Here is a 17,247-nt window from a genome sequence, read left to right on the forward strand (position 1 = left end):
AAAAGTAAGTTTGCAAGCATCTTCCATCAAGATGTTCAAAAGATGAACATCTTGAATATCAATTAATTATGACATATTCGGTGAGTAGTATTTTGTTCTGGAGGTACTCACCGAATTTGACACCTTTTTGTTAAAAATCAGTGCATTTTTTGGTGTTTTGACCATAAAACAAAAGCCTGCAATCATTTGATTTGCAGGCTTTTATATCATTTTAATACTATTTCCAGTGGTCCCGACGAGAATCGAACTCATATCTAGAGTTTAGGAAACTCCTATTCTATCCGTTGAACTACGGGACCGGATATGGCGGATAAGGGCAAACCCTCAATCAGCTTGCAAAGGTGCAAATTATCAATGAAAAATCACATGCCTTAATGGCAAATTTTTATCGGCAAAAATATGCACATCCGTAATGTACACATCTACCTGATTACTGCCCCATTATGAAAATCATCCATAGGTGCAACAAAGCTTAGTTTGCCTTCGCTGTTTTCGGCCATCAGGATCATTCCCTGGGAAATGATGCCTTTAATTTCGCGTGGCTCCAAATTTACCAGGATGCTCACTTTTTGGCCGATGATGGCCTCCGGCTCGTAATATTCGGCTATGCCCGATACTACCGTCCGTTGGTCGATACCAGTATCTATGGTTAGCTTCAGGAGTTTTTTAGTTTTGGCCACTTTTTCGGCAGCCAGGATAGTCCCGGTACGGATGTCCATTGCCGCGAAGCTTTCGAAATTAACATTCTCTTTCGCAGGCTGCACATTTATAGTTTTTTCCGGGGCGGCGGCCTCTTTTTTGTCCTGCAGCTTTTTTAGTTGGTATTCAATCGCGTCGTCCTCAATTTTATTAAACAATAACGCGGCCGGGTTTAGCTGATGGCCATTATCAAAAGTGATCTCCTGGTCGTAAGTAATAACCTGGTCGGGCAGGTTTAACATACCAATGATCTTTTTAGCCGTTGCCGGCAAAAAAGCCTGCGCGGCAGTAGCCAAATGACCAATAATGAGCAAACAGTTGTGCAATACTTCCTTTGTGCCTTCTGGATCGGTTTTAATAGCTTTCCATGGCTCCTTTTCGGTAAGGTAACGGTTACCCAGGCGGGCAATATCCATTACCGCCTGTAAGGCCTGGCGATAGCGATAAGCTTCAAGGTTTTTTTCTATCTCATCATAACAAATCCCAATCTCGGTATTCAGGTATTCATCCTGCAACTCGAGTTTATCAGACGCGCATTCAACCTTACCATCGTAAAATTTGTGCATCAGTATCATTACCCGGTTTACAAAATTGCCCAGTATAGCCACCAGTTCGTTATTAATACGGGCCTGGTAATCTTTCCAGGTAAACTCGCTGTCGCTGGTTTCGGGCAAAATAGAGGTTAATACATAGCGCAGTTCGTCCTGCCTGCCGGGAAACTCCTCCAGGTACTCATGCAGCCAAACCGCGTGGTTGCGCGAGGTTGATAGCTTGTCGCCCTCTAAATTTAAAAATTCGTTGGCGGGTACGTTTTGCGGTAAAATGTATTCGCCGTGGGCGTGCAGTATGGATGGGAAAATAATACAATGAAACACTATATTATCCTTGCCAATAAAATGCAGCAGGCAGGCGTCGTCCTGTTCATCGGCTTGTTTTTTCCAGTATAATTTCCAGTCTTTATTGTTATCGATCGCCCATTGTTTCGTGGCAGATATATAACCTATCGGCGCATCCATCCAAACATATAGCTTTTTGCCTTTGGCTTCTTCCAACGGTACATCTATACCCCAATCCAAATCGCGGGTCATGGAGCGGGGTTGCAGGCCCGATTTTAGCCATGATTTACATTGGCCAAATACGTTGGTTTTCCACTCGCCTTCCTTGGCATCTATCCATTGCTCCAGCCAGGGCTGGTACTTATCCAAAGGGAGGTACCAATGTTTAGTTGGCTTTAAAATGGGAGTTTTACCACTTAGGGTTGATACCGGGTTAATCAGGTCGGTAGGGTTTAGCGAGGTGCCGCAACGCTCGCACTGATCGCCGTAGGCATTTTCATTGTGGCAGTTTGGGCAGGTGCCGGTGATATACCTATCTGCCAAAAATTGCTGGTAATCCTCGTCATAATACTGCTCGCTGAATTTTTCGATAAACTCGCCTTTCTCATAAAGATTCAGGAAAAACTCTTGCGATAAATCATGATGTATAGACGACGATGTACGGTGATAAATATCAAACGCTATCCCAAACTCTTCAAAACTTTCTTTTATCTGGGTATGGTATTTATCAATGATGGCCTGGGGTGTTGTACCTTCCTTTTTTGCCTTTATGGTAATGGCCGCACCATGCTCGTCAGATCCGCAAACATATAATACATCCTTTTTTTTAAGCCTCAGGTGCCTTACAAAAATATCGGCAGGCAGGTAAGCCCCCGCAAGGTGGCCAATATGGAGCGGCCCATTAGCATAAGGCAATGCAGATGTAACCGTATATCTTTTATATTTGTTGAGTTGTGACATTAAAAGCGACGTTATAAATAATTTGCAAAGATAGGTTTTTAGTCGGAAAGTCGGGGGAGGAGTCGGAAAGTCCGAAAGTCCGAAAGATAGGAAGACAGAACATTTTTAGTATAGATATGGAATCACCTGCCAATCCCGGGCCTTCGCCCCTCCAAACTTCCGGACTTCCCGACTTTCCGACTTCCGGACTTCCTCCGTACCTAAAAAAGGGCGACAAAATAGCTATCACCTGCCCTGCAAAAAAATTGCCCAATCCAATGACGGATGCGGTTGCTCTTTTGGAATCGTGGGGACTGGAAGTTGTATTGGGCGAAACTATCGATGCATCGTACCACCAGTTTGCCGGAGACGACGATTTGCGGGCCAGGGATCTGCAGCGGTTTATTGACGACGACGGCATTAAAGCCATCATAGCGGCGCGGGGCGGCTATGGCACCATCCGGATGATTGACAAAGTTGATTTTAGCCGATTTGCCCAAAATCCTAAATGGATTGTCGGGTTTAGTGATATCACCGTATTACATACCCACCTGTTTGCCAATTATGGCGCACAAAGCATCCATGGGCAAATGCCGATAAATATTCCGGACGCATCTGCAAGATCATTAGACACACTGCGTAAGGCTTTGTTTGGCGAGGAATTGACTTATGAGTTTCCCACGCATGCCACCAATCGCGCGGGTACTAGCAGCGGCGTCCTAACAGGCGGAAACCTGTCCCTGCTTGTTGCGGTATCAGGTTCAGTATCCGATGTAGATTATGATGATAAAATATTATTCATCGAGGATGTGGGCGAATATCTTTACAGCGTCGACCGTATGATGCGCTGCCTTGACAGGGCGGGCAAGCTTAAAAACCTGGCCGGCCTGGTGGTTGGCGGATTTACCGATATAAAGGACAACGACATTCCATTTGGCCAAACCATACCCGAAATTGTTATGGATATTGTACAGCACTATAACTATCCTGTCTGTTTTGATTTCCCGGCAGGGCACATCCCCGATAACTGCAGCCTTATATTTGGGCGCAATGTAAACCTGAACGTACAGGAGCAGCACAGCACTTTAAAATTTGTTTAACACGGGCGGGGGCTAAAAATTGAGGTGCCCGTAATCACAACTAAAATATTATCTCAATCATCAATACATGGCACTATTTAGCAATTTAGGCAACTACAAAAACACCGGCCTTTTAATTATCCGCATAGGTTTGGGTATTATGTTTATTTATCACGGATACCCTAAATTGATAGGAGGGGTAAAGAGCTGGGAACACTTAGGCGGATCAATGAAGTACGTAGGCATTTATTTTTTGCCTGTAGTATGGGGCCTGCTTGCAGCGCTTACCGAGTTAATGGGAGGGTTCCTGCTCGTTATTGGGCTTGCGTTCAGGCCGGTATGCATTTTACTATTTATCAACATGGTTATTGCGGCATTAATGCACCTGCGCACCGGTGGCGGCCTGGGCGAAGCCGCTCATGCTATTGAAGATGCTGTAGTATTTGCCGGTTTAATCTTTATAGGGCCGGGTAAATATAGTGTGGATAAAAAGTAGCCCGAATGCATGCGTGACCTAACCAACATCCCGCTTACTCATTTTATCTTATTGATTCAGAAAATTGCCAAGGGCAGCCAAAAAGGTTTCGTCAATATCGTCATCCTTATGATCGGTAAAAAATGTCTTTACCTTATCCGCGGCGGCGGCAAAGGCCTGCTTAATCGCTTTGTTTTTTAAACCTATTTTTTGTGGTGCCGGCGTTTTAGCATCAACTACATAATAAGCAGGTTCATCAACATACTCGTCATATTTGTTACCGCTTGATGATATGCCATCGTTTTTATAATCTGCTTTAATAAACTTGGTTTTAGTAAGCTTATAAATTTTGTATTTTGCCCCGGTTGCCAATACTTCGCAATAATGAGTGGCATCAATTGCAGGCACATATTCAAACGCCATAGCCTTATCGGTCTTATTGTAAACCACAAAGTTTTTAACATGTTCTTTATCAACGGCTATGGCTGTCTGTTTATCCTGGCTCAATAACAGCGTGCCAGCTATTTTATCGTAATTAAATGTATAATTTTCACTGTTAATAGCATTGCCTTTGACATCTGTAACGTAACCCTTTGCCCAATCATCAAACAAATAGCGGCTACCTTTGGTATTTTCTTTACTGGTGAGGTTATAAGCCATACTACCCGATGTTATACCGCTTGCCGATATCCCGGTTTGAGCCTTAATATCACCGGCCGCAATGCACAGCCCAATTGTCATAATAAGTATTTTTTTCATTTAAATATTGTAATAATGATCTGCCTTAAACTGCTTTCCAATAAAAAAGGCCGTTAACATGTCAACGGCCTTTTTTATAAGATATTGCAACTGGCTTTAATTCAATGAATCAGCCAGGTTTGCCAGGAAGGTATCGTTAATATCATCATCAGCATGATCGCTGAAATAGGCTTTTACTTTATCCGCATCGTCGGCAAAAGCCTGTTTGATGGCTTTTCCTTTTAACGAGATCTTTTGCATGGCCGACGTTTTAACGTTAAGCACATAATAAGTTGGCTCATCAACGTATTCGTCATAGTGGTTGCCGCTTGAGGTCATGCCATCAGTTTTAAAATCCGACTTTACAAACGTTGTTTTTGTGTACTTATAAACTTTGTATTTGCTGCCATCTGATAACACCTGGGTATAATGGGTTGGGTTTATAGCTGTGATTAGCTGGTATGTTTCCGGCTGATCCAGTTTATCATATATAGTAAAACTTTTTATTCTATCACGGTCTACATCTACTGCCGCACGCTTATCCTGGGTTAATAATAACGACCCGTTGATTTTATCATAATTATAGTTATAGTTTTCGTTTGTAACCTTAGTGCCGGTGTTATCAACTACGTAACCTTTGGCCCAACCGTCACCTACTAAGTAACGGCTCCCTTTTGTATTTTCTTTAACACTAACGTTAAAGAACATCCCGCCGCCCCTGGACGACCTATCTGTTCCGCTTACATTTGTATAAGTAAACCCTTGCTCTCTGTTTGTTTTAGGTGTACCTGAAACTATTTTATCAGGATCTGCCAATGTTAACCCGCCACCAGATGATTTACCTGTTTTAAGAATGACAACAACATTATCTTTGAGACTCACTTTCTCATCTTTATAACCCTTAGCGCTAACTATAATTTCAACGTTATCCTTTAGCGGCAGGCTAAAAAAGCCAAGTGAGTCTGTATAAGTTGCTGTTTTAGTATCTGCTTCCTGTACTAAAGCCGACTGAACGGCCTTTCCCTTTTCGTCTTTAACGGTACCCGATGCGGTTACCGACTGCGCTATCGAAGCATGGATAGCTGCAACAGACAATATCGCGGTTAAAATGTATGATTTTTTCATATTAAATAATTATGTAATAAAGTTAAGTATAAAGCCATTCAAAGTCAACCCCTTAACAGCACTATTTGCCTTTAAACCCAAAGGTCAATAAATTAGCCGCCGTTATTTATTGACGAGATAAATCGTCTAAACGCTACATAATAAAAAACTTTTTTTGCCGCAATAAGTCAATTACACATAACCGAAAACAACAATATAGGTATTATTGCCCTACTTGAACTCAAATACTATAATTTTATTGTGTCGATACAAAAAAAGGCCGGCTTTTTAATTGAGCCGGCCTTTACTGTGCATTACTGCTTTTTTTAATTATTTTTTATATTGATCGTAATTATGCCTTGCACCCGAACCGCCAAGTATATCGTATTGGAAGCCTTGCACATCAAACATAGTTAACGCCTGTGCAAAAGTATATTCTTTTTCAACATAATCAGGTATCGATGGTGCTACAGTTATAGTTGCATTGATACTACCCAATATATTTGTTACATCCGCTGGATCAATTTTCAACGTAAAGTGTGAATATGTACCGGCTGGAGATTTTTGGAAAGCAACTACATAGCGAATTTTTCCGGTGTAATAACCACCCATCATTTCAAACTCCAACGGTGAATTTGGTAAAAATGCGGATGTTTCACCATCAGCGTAGGTAAAGTTACCGGCTGCTGGTGTACGGGTAAACTGGTGTTTATAAGTACCTGCAAAATCATTACCAATAAAATGGTAATATTTTATGCTGTAGTTGGCACTTTGCGATGCACCGGTAATATTGCTGATCTTAATGGGCAGCATATAACTTTTCGACGGGTCTAATTTTGTTCTGTCAAAAGTTACCGGAAGGTCGGCCAAACGGGTACCTGCTTTTATAGTTACAGTTGTGTTTGTAAATGTAAACGATCCAGCAGGCATTGGTACATATGAAACTACTGTATTAGCAGCATTATAGGTAGCGATTATAGAATTGTCAATGCTAACTGAAACTTTAACATCACTGGTTGGCGGATATTGGCCGGTTACGTTAATCTGCAAGGTTCTTGATATCGCCTTTCCGGTATCGGTAATACCCGCCTCACTAAAATAAGGCACTCCGCTATGAACAATCTCGGCAAATGCGGTGAGATTTGAAAAATCCACGTTTGGCTTGTCTTTTAAGCAAGACGTAAGCGAGACGGTAAGGACTCCTAATAGTATAATTAATTTTTTCATTTCTTTTTTGTTTTAAATTGTTTCTTAAACCTAAGCGCAAGCTTATTTCATCCAAAATATTTTAGACGTGAATAAGTCTGTACCTGTGCCACCTGCCGGTACATTGGCTCCGTTCAACGTGGTTTCGTTAATAGGATAAGGCAAACGGTATGGTATATGTGGCACCGTAACACCCGGATACTGAGAAACAGGTAAACTTGCAGGTATATTTAACCTTCTCCAGTCGCTATACGATTCTAACGGATCAACCGAATTCATTGCAGCCCATTTTTGTGTAATAATAAGCGTGATTTTATCTGGCGATGAAACATAGTTAGTTAATGCGTCAATCTGGCTTGTATAAGCCGCAGCACCTGGCGCACCAAGGAAAGCGAAACTCGAAGCAACGGCGGCGTTATAAGCGTCAGCGGCAGTTGCACCGGTGATATATCCACGTTGAACGGCCTCGGCCTGTAAAAACTTACTTTCAAAGGCAGGGATCAAAAGGGCACCTTGTCCGGCGCCTTTTAATTTACCAGCCGACGTAAATCCGGTACCAACAATAGCAGATATTGCTGAATTTGATTCGCCATTACCATTTGTGCTGCCATAAGCGCGGCCTTTTACCATTGCCCGGTTTGCAGCTACGGTGCCATCTATTGGCGTTGAATACGCGGTAACTGGATTTACAACCACCTCACGGCCTTGCGGAGCATACAGATAATTAACCCTTGGGTCATTATGATTCTGATAAAAAGTCACCGCATAGCTGTTTGCACGATAATAAGTAGTATTCAGGCCATTTGATCCTACAGCATTAGCTTGTATATCATAGTAAAATGGATTCAACTGCCCATCAGTATTGCTTGAATATCCAGGGTTAACAGCTGCATCAACATCTAAGAAATCAGTAGTTTTCATCCCGTTTAACCCGCTGGTTACCGCTGCACTGTTCACTTCTGTTTGGCGCAATAAAAGCTTTAACTTTAATGTTTTGGCAAACTTTGTCCAATTGGTCATGGTACCACCAAAAACAATATCATAATTGCCCGGGTTTATTGCTGCTGTTGGGGCAGCGGCGATAATTGCAACAGCCGAATCACATTTAGCAACAAGGCTTGCGTATATCGCTTTAGGATCGTCATCATATTTATAAGAAAAAGTAGCATTAGTTGATAACGCCTGCGAATATGGGATTTTGTTATATAAATCAACCAGGCGCTGATAAAGAAACGCCTGCATTATCATCCCTATAGCCCTGTAATTTGACTGCAGAGGGTCTTTGCCTGCGGTTTTTAACAACAGGTTATAATTTGATAAAATAAGGTAAGCGTTGTCAAAATTACCGGTGTAGTTACTGCTGGTAATCTGATAAATTACATAAGTGGTACTTGGTGTAAACCCACCACTTTGTGTCCAATAACCCATCCAGTTATTTATCATATCAGAGTTACCGCCTTGCACCAAATCAGCTGTGGCTTTCAATGAATAGCTGAGTGAATATTGCGGGGGTACTGAGGTTGGGTTGTTAGGGTTCACTTTGTTAACATCAAATGTACCTTTCTGACATCCTACAATACCCGTTAACATCAAAGCCGAGAAAAGCAAACTCAGGTTAACTTTTCGCTTAAATATTGTTTTCGTTTTCATTTTTTCTATCAATTTCTTTGTTAAAAAGTTACAGCTAATGTTCCGCTGAATATTCTTGTTGGAGGAGCCTGGTTTAAAGTTGTTCTACCAACAGCGTTGCTGGTATCATCGTTAAACTCTGGATCAGTAAATTTATTAGTTGACGGACGGAACATTAACAGGTTACGACCGGAAACTGCTACGTTAACATTTTTAATGAATTTAACATCTCTTAACCATGCTTTAGGGAAGTTATAATTTAAAGAAGCTTCGCGTAGTTTCCAGGCAGCTGCACTGGTTACATAGTTGGCGTCAACCCCTAAGTAAGTAGTTGGGAAGAAGTTAAAGTTACCATCCTGTGTAAGCACAGTGGTATTATCAACATAATTGCCCTGGGCATTTTTGTAAACTGAATTTGGGAATACAAAACGTTGACGGCCTGTAAGCGTAGATGTGATGCTGTTACCAGCGTGATCAAGCGTATTGGCAATTTGGTTAAAGATTTTATGACCGCTTCTGTAATCAACAGTTAAGTTTAATGTAACACCTTTATAAGTCAATGAAGAAGTGATACCTAAAAGGTCTGTTGGGTTAGCGTTTCCTAATGCCAAAGTAGCAGAGCCCCTTGTTGGTAAACCAGTATTAGCATCAACTATTACTTTGCCGGTTGCCGGGTCTCTTGACCAATCATATCCTTTAATTTGTGGATATGGCAATCCTCTCACTGCAAAAGTATTTCCGCCTAACGGCAATTCATTTACTCCTGATACAATGCTAAGTACTTTACTTTTTTGTTTTGTATAGTTAACACCTACGGTCCATCTCACAGCCTGTGAGTTAACAACCGTTCCACGTAAATCTAACTCCAAACCTCTGTTTTCAGAATTTGCGGCATTTAATAATGCTGATGTAAAGCCTGATGTGCGAGAGATTTGAGCTGTTACTATACCATCCTTAGTAACTGAATGATAGGCTGAAGCAGTCAATGTTAAACGGTCTTTAAAGAAGCCTAAATCTAAACCAACCTCGTCTTCAGTAACTTTTTCCGGCTTAATATCTGGGTTGGCAATAGTGCCATTTAATAAATAACCGGATATGTTGCCGTAAGGGAAACCTGCTGCGCCAATAACAGTTGGCTGGGTGCGGTAAGCGCCGGCAGCTAAATATGCAGAACCGTTTGCTAATGCAGATGCGTTACCTGTCACCGAGTGGGCGTAACGTACTTTTACAAAGTTAAGGTAATCATTATCAGCTATGCTTTTAAAAATTTCACTAAGTACGATTGTACCGTCGATATCGTAATAAGGGATGTATTTATTTTTATCAGACAGCCTTGAATCTAAGTCGGTACGGTATGAGCCATGTAAGAACGCGTAGCTCTTATAGCCTATAGTTGCTGTACCAAAGTATCCCATTTTACGGGCTTGGAATTGCGACTGGCCTATTGATGACAATGAAATACCAGTGAAGTTAGATACATTGTACGGCGTAAAGTTTATCGAGGTTTGATTAATGTTTGTTCCTGTAATTTTATTGTCTAGATAAGAAACACCCAATGTACCATCAATTTTAAAATCTGATGGAAGCTTAAAGTTATAGTTAGCAAGGAAATCCGAACTAAACAAAATATTACTATAGTTACCTGTTCCATATGAAGGTAATACGTCTGTAGCATTATTTTTCTTACCTGCACCATCACCCGGAACAACATCTAATTTTCCATCTCCATCGGTATCAGGATAAACCATTGTGTTAGTGTTAACATCCTTGGTGTAAGCGCTGTAAAATCTGCCTGCATCTTTATTCTCTGTCCTGGCATTATTGTTATCAAGCGATGTCCGGTAAGACAAAGTTAAAAACTTAGCCACTTTTAAATTTAACTGTAAGTTTGCCTGAATATGGCTTTCAACACCAAGGAACCTTGATTGGGCAATTATCTGTCCCGGACTAACGTAATAATCATTATAATATTGATCTGGAGTACCATATTTACTGGTAGGGTCCTTTAAATCTGCCAATGGTATGTTAACAGGCGACTCGATCAAGTCATTGTAAACCGCTCCTGTATTGGTTTGGTTTGTAGTTTTATAAGTATAAGTTGCTGAATAAGAAGTTGAAAAAGCACCATACTTTTTATCTCCGCCTACACGAAATACATCCCTCCGGCCTTCATCTTTAGGCATGATAGATTTACTCTTGATATCCTGACCAGAGATATACATGCTACCATTCTCATCACCAGAATTAAAAGAAAAATTGTGCTGAGTAGTGATGCCGGTATCAAAAAAGTCTTTTTTCTGATTTTTAACGGCCGAATAAGGAGCGAGTTCAGATGACCCATCAGGCAACGGACGGCCAATAGGCACTAACTTACCATTAAATTCCGGGCCATAGCTTTGATTCTCATAAGGGAAATAATAGTAATTACCATTTCCGTCGCCAAATTTGGTAAAGTCAAATACTTCGCCTTCGCCACCATTTGCACCAAAGCGCGTTTGGTATTCAGGAACGTAAGAAACTTTTTCAAGCGAGTAAGTAGAAGATACTATTAATGACGATGTTCCTTTTACGCCGTGTTTGGTAGTAATTACAATAACGCCGTTTGACGCATCAGAACCGTAAACTGCAGATGCGCTTGATCCCTTCAATACAGTAGTTTCGGCGATGTCTTCAGGGTTAAGCGTGCTGATATCACTATAAAAGATAGACCCATCAACAACATAAAGTGGCTGATTATTACCAATTAATGACCTGTTGCCACGCAAGGTTACACGGGTAGGGGCAAACAAGCCGTTATTTGTAGTAGTAACCTGCAAACCCGATACTTTACCGGTTAAGCCGTTTACAACACTAATAGGTTTTGCCTGCGTAATATCCTTGCCAGACACCTTGGATGTAGAGTAACCTACCGAGATAGCCTGCCTTTGAATACCCAAGGCTGTTACCACAACCTCATTTAACTGGCTGTTGGCGCTTAAAAGCACAATCTCAATGTTGCTTTTGGTTCCAACTGTTACATCCTGGGAATTATACCCAATGAAAGAGAAGGATAACACTGCGCCCTGTGGTACGCTGAGCGAGAATTTACCGGCAGCGTTGGTTTGCGTGCCGCTTGAAGTTCCCTTGATCTTTACTGATACTCCCGGAATGGGTAAGCCATCGTCTTTGGCTGTAACCGTACCAGTAACTGTACGGTTTTGTGCGTGCACCTGCGTTAGGCATAACAACAGAAAGCACAAACTTGCTAGTAGAAGTTTTTTCATTTTGTTAATAATAAGATCAGTTAATAGTTAATTAATGTTAAAAGTAATGTTACGTTATCAAAAAGTCAAGTAAAATCTTTAAAAAGATGACTTTTTTTTAAAAAAAGCATCTTTTATAATAAATATTAATAATTTTAGTACTATGTATTGCATAATACAATCTTAAACATATATCTTTGTATTATGATCGTCGAAAACACACAAACCCAAATGAGGAAGGGCATACTGGAGTACTGCATCCTATCCATCATAGCCAAGGGCGAAACATATGCATCAGACATAATTGCTGAGCTAAAGAAAGCCCAACTGCTTGTAGTTGAGGGTACTCTGTACCCATTATTAACCCGTTTAAAAAACAATGGACTGCTCACTTACAACTGGGTCGAGTCGCTTTCAGGCCCGCCGCGAAAGTATTATGTCCTGTCAGACGAGGGCCGTAACGTACTGGAACAGCTGGATAAAACCTGGCAGGAATTAGTTTACGCTGTGCAAACGGCCATTGGAGACAGAAAATAAAAAAACCTGAAATTATTACCCATCATGAACAAAACTATCATCATCAATATAAATGGCATCGTTTTTCACATCGAAGAGGATGCTTATGACGTACTTAAACTTTACATGACTGATGTAAAACGTCATTTTTCTACCTCGGCCGACAGCCTGGAGATAACAACCGACATTGAAAACCGCATTGCCGAAATGTTTAACGAAATTTTGGCAAGCCAAAGCAAGCAGGTTATTGTTGAACAGGATGTAAAGCTTGTGGTTGAGCAAATGGGCTCGGTTGAAGATTTTGAATCGGCCGAAAACGATGCAAAAGCACCCGGAAACAATGCCTATACCTACAACACCGAACGCCGCAGGCTTTTTCGCGATCCGGACGATCATTTGGTGAGCGGTGTTGCAGCGGGCATTGCCAATTATTTTGATGTGCCGGCCGTTTGGATCAGGCTGGCCTTTGTTTTATTCCTTTGCGTAGCGGGCAGCGGCTTCTTTTTATACGTTATACTGTGGATGGTGATCCCGAAAGCAATAACCCGCGCCGACAGGATGGCCATGAAGGGCGAAAAGCAGGATTTAAAAGGTTTTAAAAAGAACTTTGAAGATGAATTAAGTTCGGTTAAAGAAAACCTGCACAATTTTAAGCACGAAGCCAGGCCTTTTGTATACAAAACCCGCGATTTTATAGGCGATTTTTTTGACCACCTTGGCGTGTTTTTAAGGGGCGCCGGCAGTTTGCTTGGTAAAATAATAGCGGGCGGTATATTATTAACCTGTTTTGGCTTTGCTATTGCACTTATTGTGCTTGTTATTATGTTTTTAGCGTTTGGCAAAACAGATATCTATCACATATTTCCGTTTAATATAGTTAACCATAATACCAATCTTGTATTTATAGCCGGCGGCTTTTTATTACTGGCCATCCCTTTAACTGCCATTATATTACTCCTCATTGGCTTTTTGTTCAGGAATGCATCATTCAACCGCTCGGTTGGTACTACCTTACTATGTATATGGCTGGCAGCCCTTGGCGCAACTGTATACTATGGCGTAAGGGCTTCTGTTGATTTTAGGCAGGGTGCGAGGTTAAACACCACCATCAATCTAAAAGCCCCTGTAAACAACACCTATTATCTGCAGCTTAACGATGCCAAATACCTGAGCAACGAGGATAGCACCCGCCTGCGCATCAAAGAGCGCTTTAACGGCATGGTTATTTTAGATGACGACTTTAACGGCAACGACGAGATGGACGGCCCAAACCGGGTTAGCATCGATATTGAAAAAAGCGACGTGCCGCAACCTGTGCTGGTTGAATCCTTTACCGCCCGCGGCCGCGATTATGAGGACGCACTTACCAATACAAAAAACATTACCTATCGCTTTATACAAAAAGATTCGGTGTTGAAATTTGATCGTCACCTGGAAAGGACCGCCGGTACATTGTGGCGCGGCCAGGAGTTGCACCTTACCTTAAAAGTGCCGTTAAATTCAAAACTGGTTATCGATACCAGGCTGGATGTTAACATAGGCTTTAACCCTTATGATTGCCAGCAAAGCAATAAACCGCTTAACCCGCTTGGCGCAAAATTTATTATGAAAGAAAATGGCATCGAGTGCGATATCCCTCCTGTGCCACAGACAACTATCGACAGCCTGAGAAGGCAAGAGGTAGCAGATAGCCTGAAAAATGCCATGCAATAAAACCACGTCATTATAAAACGTAATGAAATTACTCATAAAATATATAAGCCTGCTATTATTTAGCGGGCTTATTATTCCTTTTTATTACACCACATTTACCCAAAGCCCACAACACACTGCTAAGCCGGCATCATTTGTTACAGCCCCAAAACAGCCAGGTAACGACCAGACAATAGCCCGTACCGTTATAACCAATATGGCCAAAAATATATTCCCTGTGTTAAAAAGTTTAATTTCTCTGTAACCAATGCACCCCATTGTGCATCTTATGTAAAAAGACACAAAAATTACAGATCCAGGCCCGAACGAAGACAATTACAGTAAGCCGGCCCTAAACTGACATACACTATGAACAAAAAAGCTTATATCAAATAATTACTAAACACACTTAAGGCCACCGCCAAAACAGCTAAAAACTTATTTACTAAATTTTAAAAGGAGCATTTTCCTTAATGGCATTGTATTGCCCAAACTTTTAATAACACAATAATGAAAACTAAAATCAACTATATATTATGCACACTCCTGCTTGTAGCTATCAGCTGGGGTGTATCCTTTGGCCAAACCGGCAACACGGGCGCCGCCAAAGTATCAGGATCATTAGTGAACGACCAGGGCAAGCCACTTGACTATGCCAGTGTAAGTATCATCAAAGCAACCGACTCCACTGTAGTTAAAGGTGCTTTAAGTAATGATAACGGTGTTTACACCTTTGAGAAAATACCCGCCGGTAAATACCTGGTTAAAGCTACCATTGTTGGTTATGTAAAAGCCGTGAGCAAACCTTTTACCGTTACCGAAGGCTCAACTAAGGTCGAGGTTCCCGTTTTAAACATGCAACCAGGGAATACCACCTTAAAAACGGTTACCGTTACCGCCACCAAGCCGCTTATCGAACGCAAAATTGACCGCACCGTAATGAATGTGGAAGGCAGTGTACTTGCTGCCGGTAATACGGCCATGGAAATTCTGGCAAGGGCTCCGGGTGTAACTGTGGATAAAGACGATAACATCAGTCTTAAAGGCAAACAGGGCGTAACTGTAATGATAAACGATAAGCTTACTTACCTTACCGCCGCGCAACTGGCTACACTGTTACGCTCAACTGACGGTAATACCATCAAATCGATCGAGATTATCACCAACCCTTCGGCAAAATATGATGCTGCCGGCAATTCGGGCATTATCAACATCAAACTTAAAAAGAATACGCAATCGGGCACCAACGGAAGTATTACTGCCGGCATTGCCCGCGGCTGGTACTGGCGCGATAACAGCAGCCTAAACCTTAACCATAAGGATGGTAAGCTGAATATGTTTGGTACGTTTAGCCATGGCGATAATAAGCGCGGGCATAACCTCGGTATTAAACGTGTTACCGATAGCGCCGGCTACAAAACATATTTTGATCAGCAATCATCAATGCCAGGATCAAATCATTATAATAACTATCGCTTAGGTGCAGATTATGACCTTACCGACAAGCATATCATCGGTTTTGTAGTGAGCGGCTATAGCAACAGCGGTAACGACGTCAATGATACACACACCATTATTGGCAAACAATACGGCGAGGCCGATTCATCGTTGCATACGGTATCCACTATACCTCAAACCTATAAAAACTTTGCGCTTAACCTTAACGACAAATATAAAATAGATACCAGCGGGCAGGAAATAAGCGTCGACCTGGATTACTCCAAGTTCAGGAACTTTTCTGATGCCCGCTACAATACCGATTATTTTTTGGCAGATGGCAGTCCGCAAAGGACGTCGCAGATTTTGCTGAACCAAACGCCGTCAGATATCACCATATATACCGGCAAAGTTGATTACGCCAAACCGCTCACTAAAACCATCAAGCTTGAAGTTGGCGCTAAATTCAGCAGTGTTAAAACTGACAACGACCTGCGTGCGCAAATAGATAGCAACGGTGTTTTTATTAATGATAAAGGCCGGTCCAATCACTTCATCTATACCGAAAAAATTCAGGCCGGGTATTTGAATATCAACAAACAATTCAAAAAAACATCGGTACAGCTTGGCTTACGTGCCGAAAACACCCAATCGAACGGAAACCTGATGGGCAGCACACCGGTAAAACGCAGTTATCTTAACCTTTTCCCAAGCGCGTTCATCAACCATACTATTAATGATAAAAATGAAGTTAGCTTTTCGTACAGTCGCAGGATTGACAGGCCCGGATACGACAATTTGAACCCTTTTATTTATTACCTCGACCCGTATACCTTTAGCAAGGGCAACGCGTTCCTTAATCCGCAATACACTCAAAATTTTGAATTAAACTACACTTATAAAAAAACGGTTAACGTGAGCCTGGGCTACAGCCACACTACCAATGCCATTACCGAACTGATTTTAACCGAAGGTAAAAAGACGTTTCAAACCAATGCAAATTTGCAAACACAAACAGGTTATAACGCCAATATCAACACCCCCTTTACTATAACCAAATGGTGGGAAGGCAATGTTAATGTAACAGCATTTTACCTGGGCTTTAAATCAGATACGCTGGCCGGCCAAAATTTTAAAGATGGGCAATGGGCTTACCAGGCCAGGATGACACAGACCTTTAAATTTGCGGGCGCTCGTTTAGAGCTCATGGGCGATTATCAATCGGCATTAACTTATGCCATTTACAAAATAAGGCCCCGCTACTCGGTAGATTTGGGTATAAGCAAATCATTTATGGATAAAAAGCTGAATGTTAAAGTTGCCTGCGATGACATTTTCAACATCCGCCGTAACGATTTGAGCAGCAACGCGCTTGGCAATGAGTTCACCATTAAACAGAAAAACGACTCGAGGGTAGGGCGTTTAACCCTTACCTACAACTTTGGCAACAGCTCTATCAAAGTTCGCCAGCACCGCAGCGGCGCCGACGATGAAAAAGGCAGGGTGAAAGGGAATAATTAATTAGATGTGCAAATTTCAGATGTGCAGATATGCAAATGATTTTTAAATGTTGCGGAAAGCATCATTTGTTAAAAAAAGCCGATCATATAATTGTACGATCGGCTTTTTTCATCTGCACATCTGAAATCTAAAAT

General features: G+C 41.6%; 12 protein-coding genes and 1 tRNA gene. 6 read left to right on the plus strand and 7 right to left on the minus strand.

Annotated elements, in window-relative coordinates; translation table 11 throughout:
• Positions 1–227 precede the first annotated feature (227 nt).
• Positions 228–299, minus strand: a tRNA-Arg gene (locus AC1DXF_RS01730).
• Positions 300–422: 123 nt separating this feature from the next.
• The gene (gene metG, locus AC1DXF_RS01735; protein WP_477445485.1) at positions 423–2,495 is read right to left on the minus strand and encodes a methionine--tRNA ligase; all 2,073 of its coding nucleotides are present in this window, start codon (positions 2,493–2,495) and stop codon (positions 423–425) included.
• A 116-nt stretch (positions 2,496–2,611) separates the two neighbouring features.
• Between metG and AC1DXF_RS01740 the strand changes: the two genes are divergently transcribed.
• The gene (locus tag AC1DXF_RS01740) at positions 2,612–3,574 is read left to right on the plus strand and encodes a S66 peptidase family protein (protein ID WP_477445487.1); all 963 of its coding nucleotides are present in this window, start codon (positions 2,612–2,614) and stop codon (positions 3,572–3,574) included.
• A gap of 67 nt (positions 3,575–3,641) precedes the next feature.
• Positions 3,642–4,049 (plus strand): DoxX family protein, encoded by a 408-nt coding sequence (locus AC1DXF_RS01745; RefSeq protein WP_477445489.1) that lies wholly within the window; start codon positions 3,642–3,644, stop codon positions 4,047–4,049.
• A 48-nt stretch (positions 4,050–4,097) separates the two neighbouring features.
• Here the strand turns inward: AC1DXF_RS01745 and AC1DXF_RS01750 are convergent, their stop codons facing one another.
• The 5 genes from AC1DXF_RS01750 to AC1DXF_RS01770 form a co-directional block, all read right to left on the minus strand.
• Positions 4,098–4,787 (minus strand): hypothetical protein, encoded by a 690-nt coding sequence (locus tag AC1DXF_RS01750; RefSeq protein ID WP_477445491.1) that lies wholly within the window; start codon positions 4,785–4,787, stop codon positions 4,098–4,100.
• 96 nt (positions 4,788–4,883) lie between these two features.
• Positions 4,884–5,891, minus strand: coding sequence for a carboxypeptidase-like regulatory domain-containing protein (locus AC1DXF_RS01755; protein WP_477445493.1), 1,008 nt, complete (start codon positions 5,889–5,891; stop codon positions 4,884–4,886).
• Positions 5,892–6,200: 309 nt separating this feature from the next.
• Entirely contained in the window at positions 6,201–7,097 is an 897-nt protein-coding gene (locus AC1DXF_RS01760; RefSeq protein WP_477445495.1) for a DUF1735 domain-containing protein, read from the minus strand.
• 42 nt (positions 7,098–7,139) lie between these two features.
• The gene (locus AC1DXF_RS01765; RefSeq protein WP_477445497.1) at positions 7,140–8,726 is read right to left on the minus strand and encodes a SusD/RagB family nutrient-binding outer membrane lipoprotein; all 1,587 of its coding nucleotides are present in this window, start codon (positions 8,724–8,726) and stop codon (positions 7,140–7,142) included.
• Between the two features lie 20 nt (positions 8,727–8,746).
• Complete coding sequence (locus AC1DXF_RS01770) at positions 8,747–11,968, minus strand: SusC/RagA family TonB-linked outer membrane protein (protein ID WP_477445499.1); 3,222 nt, start codon at positions 11,966–11,968, stop codon at positions 8,747–8,749.
• Positions 11,969–12,151: 183 nt separating this feature from the next.
• Between AC1DXF_RS01770 and AC1DXF_RS01775 the strand changes: the two genes are divergently transcribed.
• The 4 genes from AC1DXF_RS01775 to AC1DXF_RS01790 all read left to right on the plus strand — a co-directional run bounded on the left by AC1DXF_RS01775 (position 12,152) and on the right by AC1DXF_RS01790 (position 17,113).
• Positions 12,152–12,484, plus strand: a complete 333-nt coding sequence (locus AC1DXF_RS01775) for a PadR family transcriptional regulator (RefSeq protein WP_477445501.1) — start codon at positions 12,152–12,154, stop codon at positions 12,482–12,484.
• Positions 12,485–12,508: 24 nt separating this feature from the next.
• Entirely contained in the window at positions 12,509–14,176 is a 1,668-nt protein-coding gene (locus AC1DXF_RS01780; protein ID WP_477445503.1) for a PspC domain-containing protein, read from the plus strand.
• A gap of 22 nt (positions 14,177–14,198) precedes the next feature.
• Positions 14,199–14,420 (plus strand): hypothetical protein, encoded by a 222-nt coding sequence (locus AC1DXF_RS01785; protein ID WP_477445505.1) that lies wholly within the window; start codon positions 14,199–14,201, stop codon positions 14,418–14,420.
• 245 nt (positions 14,421–14,665) lie between these two features.
• The gene (locus tag AC1DXF_RS01790; RefSeq protein WP_477445507.1) at positions 14,666–17,113 is read left to right on the plus strand and encodes a TonB-dependent receptor domain-containing protein; all 2,448 of its coding nucleotides are present in this window, start codon (positions 14,666–14,668) and stop codon (positions 17,111–17,113) included.
• Positions 17,114–17,247 lie beyond the last annotated feature (134 nt).

The sequence above is a fragment of the Mucilaginibacter sp. P2_A5 genome (assembly GCF_056404995.1).

Coding starts and splice junctions, on each gene's coding strand:
- AC1DXF_RS01765 (WP_477445497.1), bottom strand. CDS start 8,726: ATGAAAACGAAAACAATATTTAAGCGAAAAGTTAACCTGAGTTTGCTT.
- AC1DXF_RS01745 (WP_477445489.1), top strand. CDS start 3,642: ATGGCACTATTTAGCAATTTAGGCAACTACAAAAACACCGGCCTTTTA.
- metG (WP_477445485.1), bottom strand. CDS start 2,495: ATGTCACAACTCAACAAATATAAAAGATATACGGTTACATCTGCATTG.
- AC1DXF_RS01775 (WP_477445501.1), top strand. CDS start 12,152: ATGATCGTCGAAAACACACAAACCCAAATGAGGAAGGGCATACTGGAG.
- AC1DXF_RS01740 (WP_477445487.1), top strand. CDS start 2,612: ATGGAATCACCTGCCAATCCCGGGCCTTCGCCCCTCCAAACTTCCGGA.
- AC1DXF_RS01770 (WP_477445499.1), bottom strand. CDS start 11,968: ATGAAAAAACTTCTACTAGCAAGTTTGTGCTTTCTGTTGTTATGCCTA.
- AC1DXF_RS01780 (WP_477445503.1), top strand. CDS start 12,509: ATGAACAAAACTATCATCATCAATATAAATGGCATCGTTTTTCACATC.
- AC1DXF_RS01750 (WP_477445491.1), bottom strand. CDS start 4,787: ATGAAAAAAATACTTATTATGACAATTGGGCTGTGCATTGCGGCCGGT.
- AC1DXF_RS01755 (WP_477445493.1), bottom strand. CDS start 5,891: ATGAAAAAATCATACATTTTAACCGCGATATTGTCTGTTGCAGCTATC.
- AC1DXF_RS01760 (WP_477445495.1), bottom strand. CDS start 7,097: ATGAAAAAATTAATTATACTATTAGGAGTCCTTACCGTCTCGCTTACG.
- AC1DXF_RS01790 (WP_477445507.1), top strand. CDS start 14,666: ATGAAAACTAAAATCAACTATATATTATGCACACTCCTGCTTGTAGCT.
- AC1DXF_RS01785 (WP_477445505.1), top strand. CDS start 14,199: ATGAAATTACTCATAAAATATATAAGCCTGCTATTATTTAGCGGGCTT.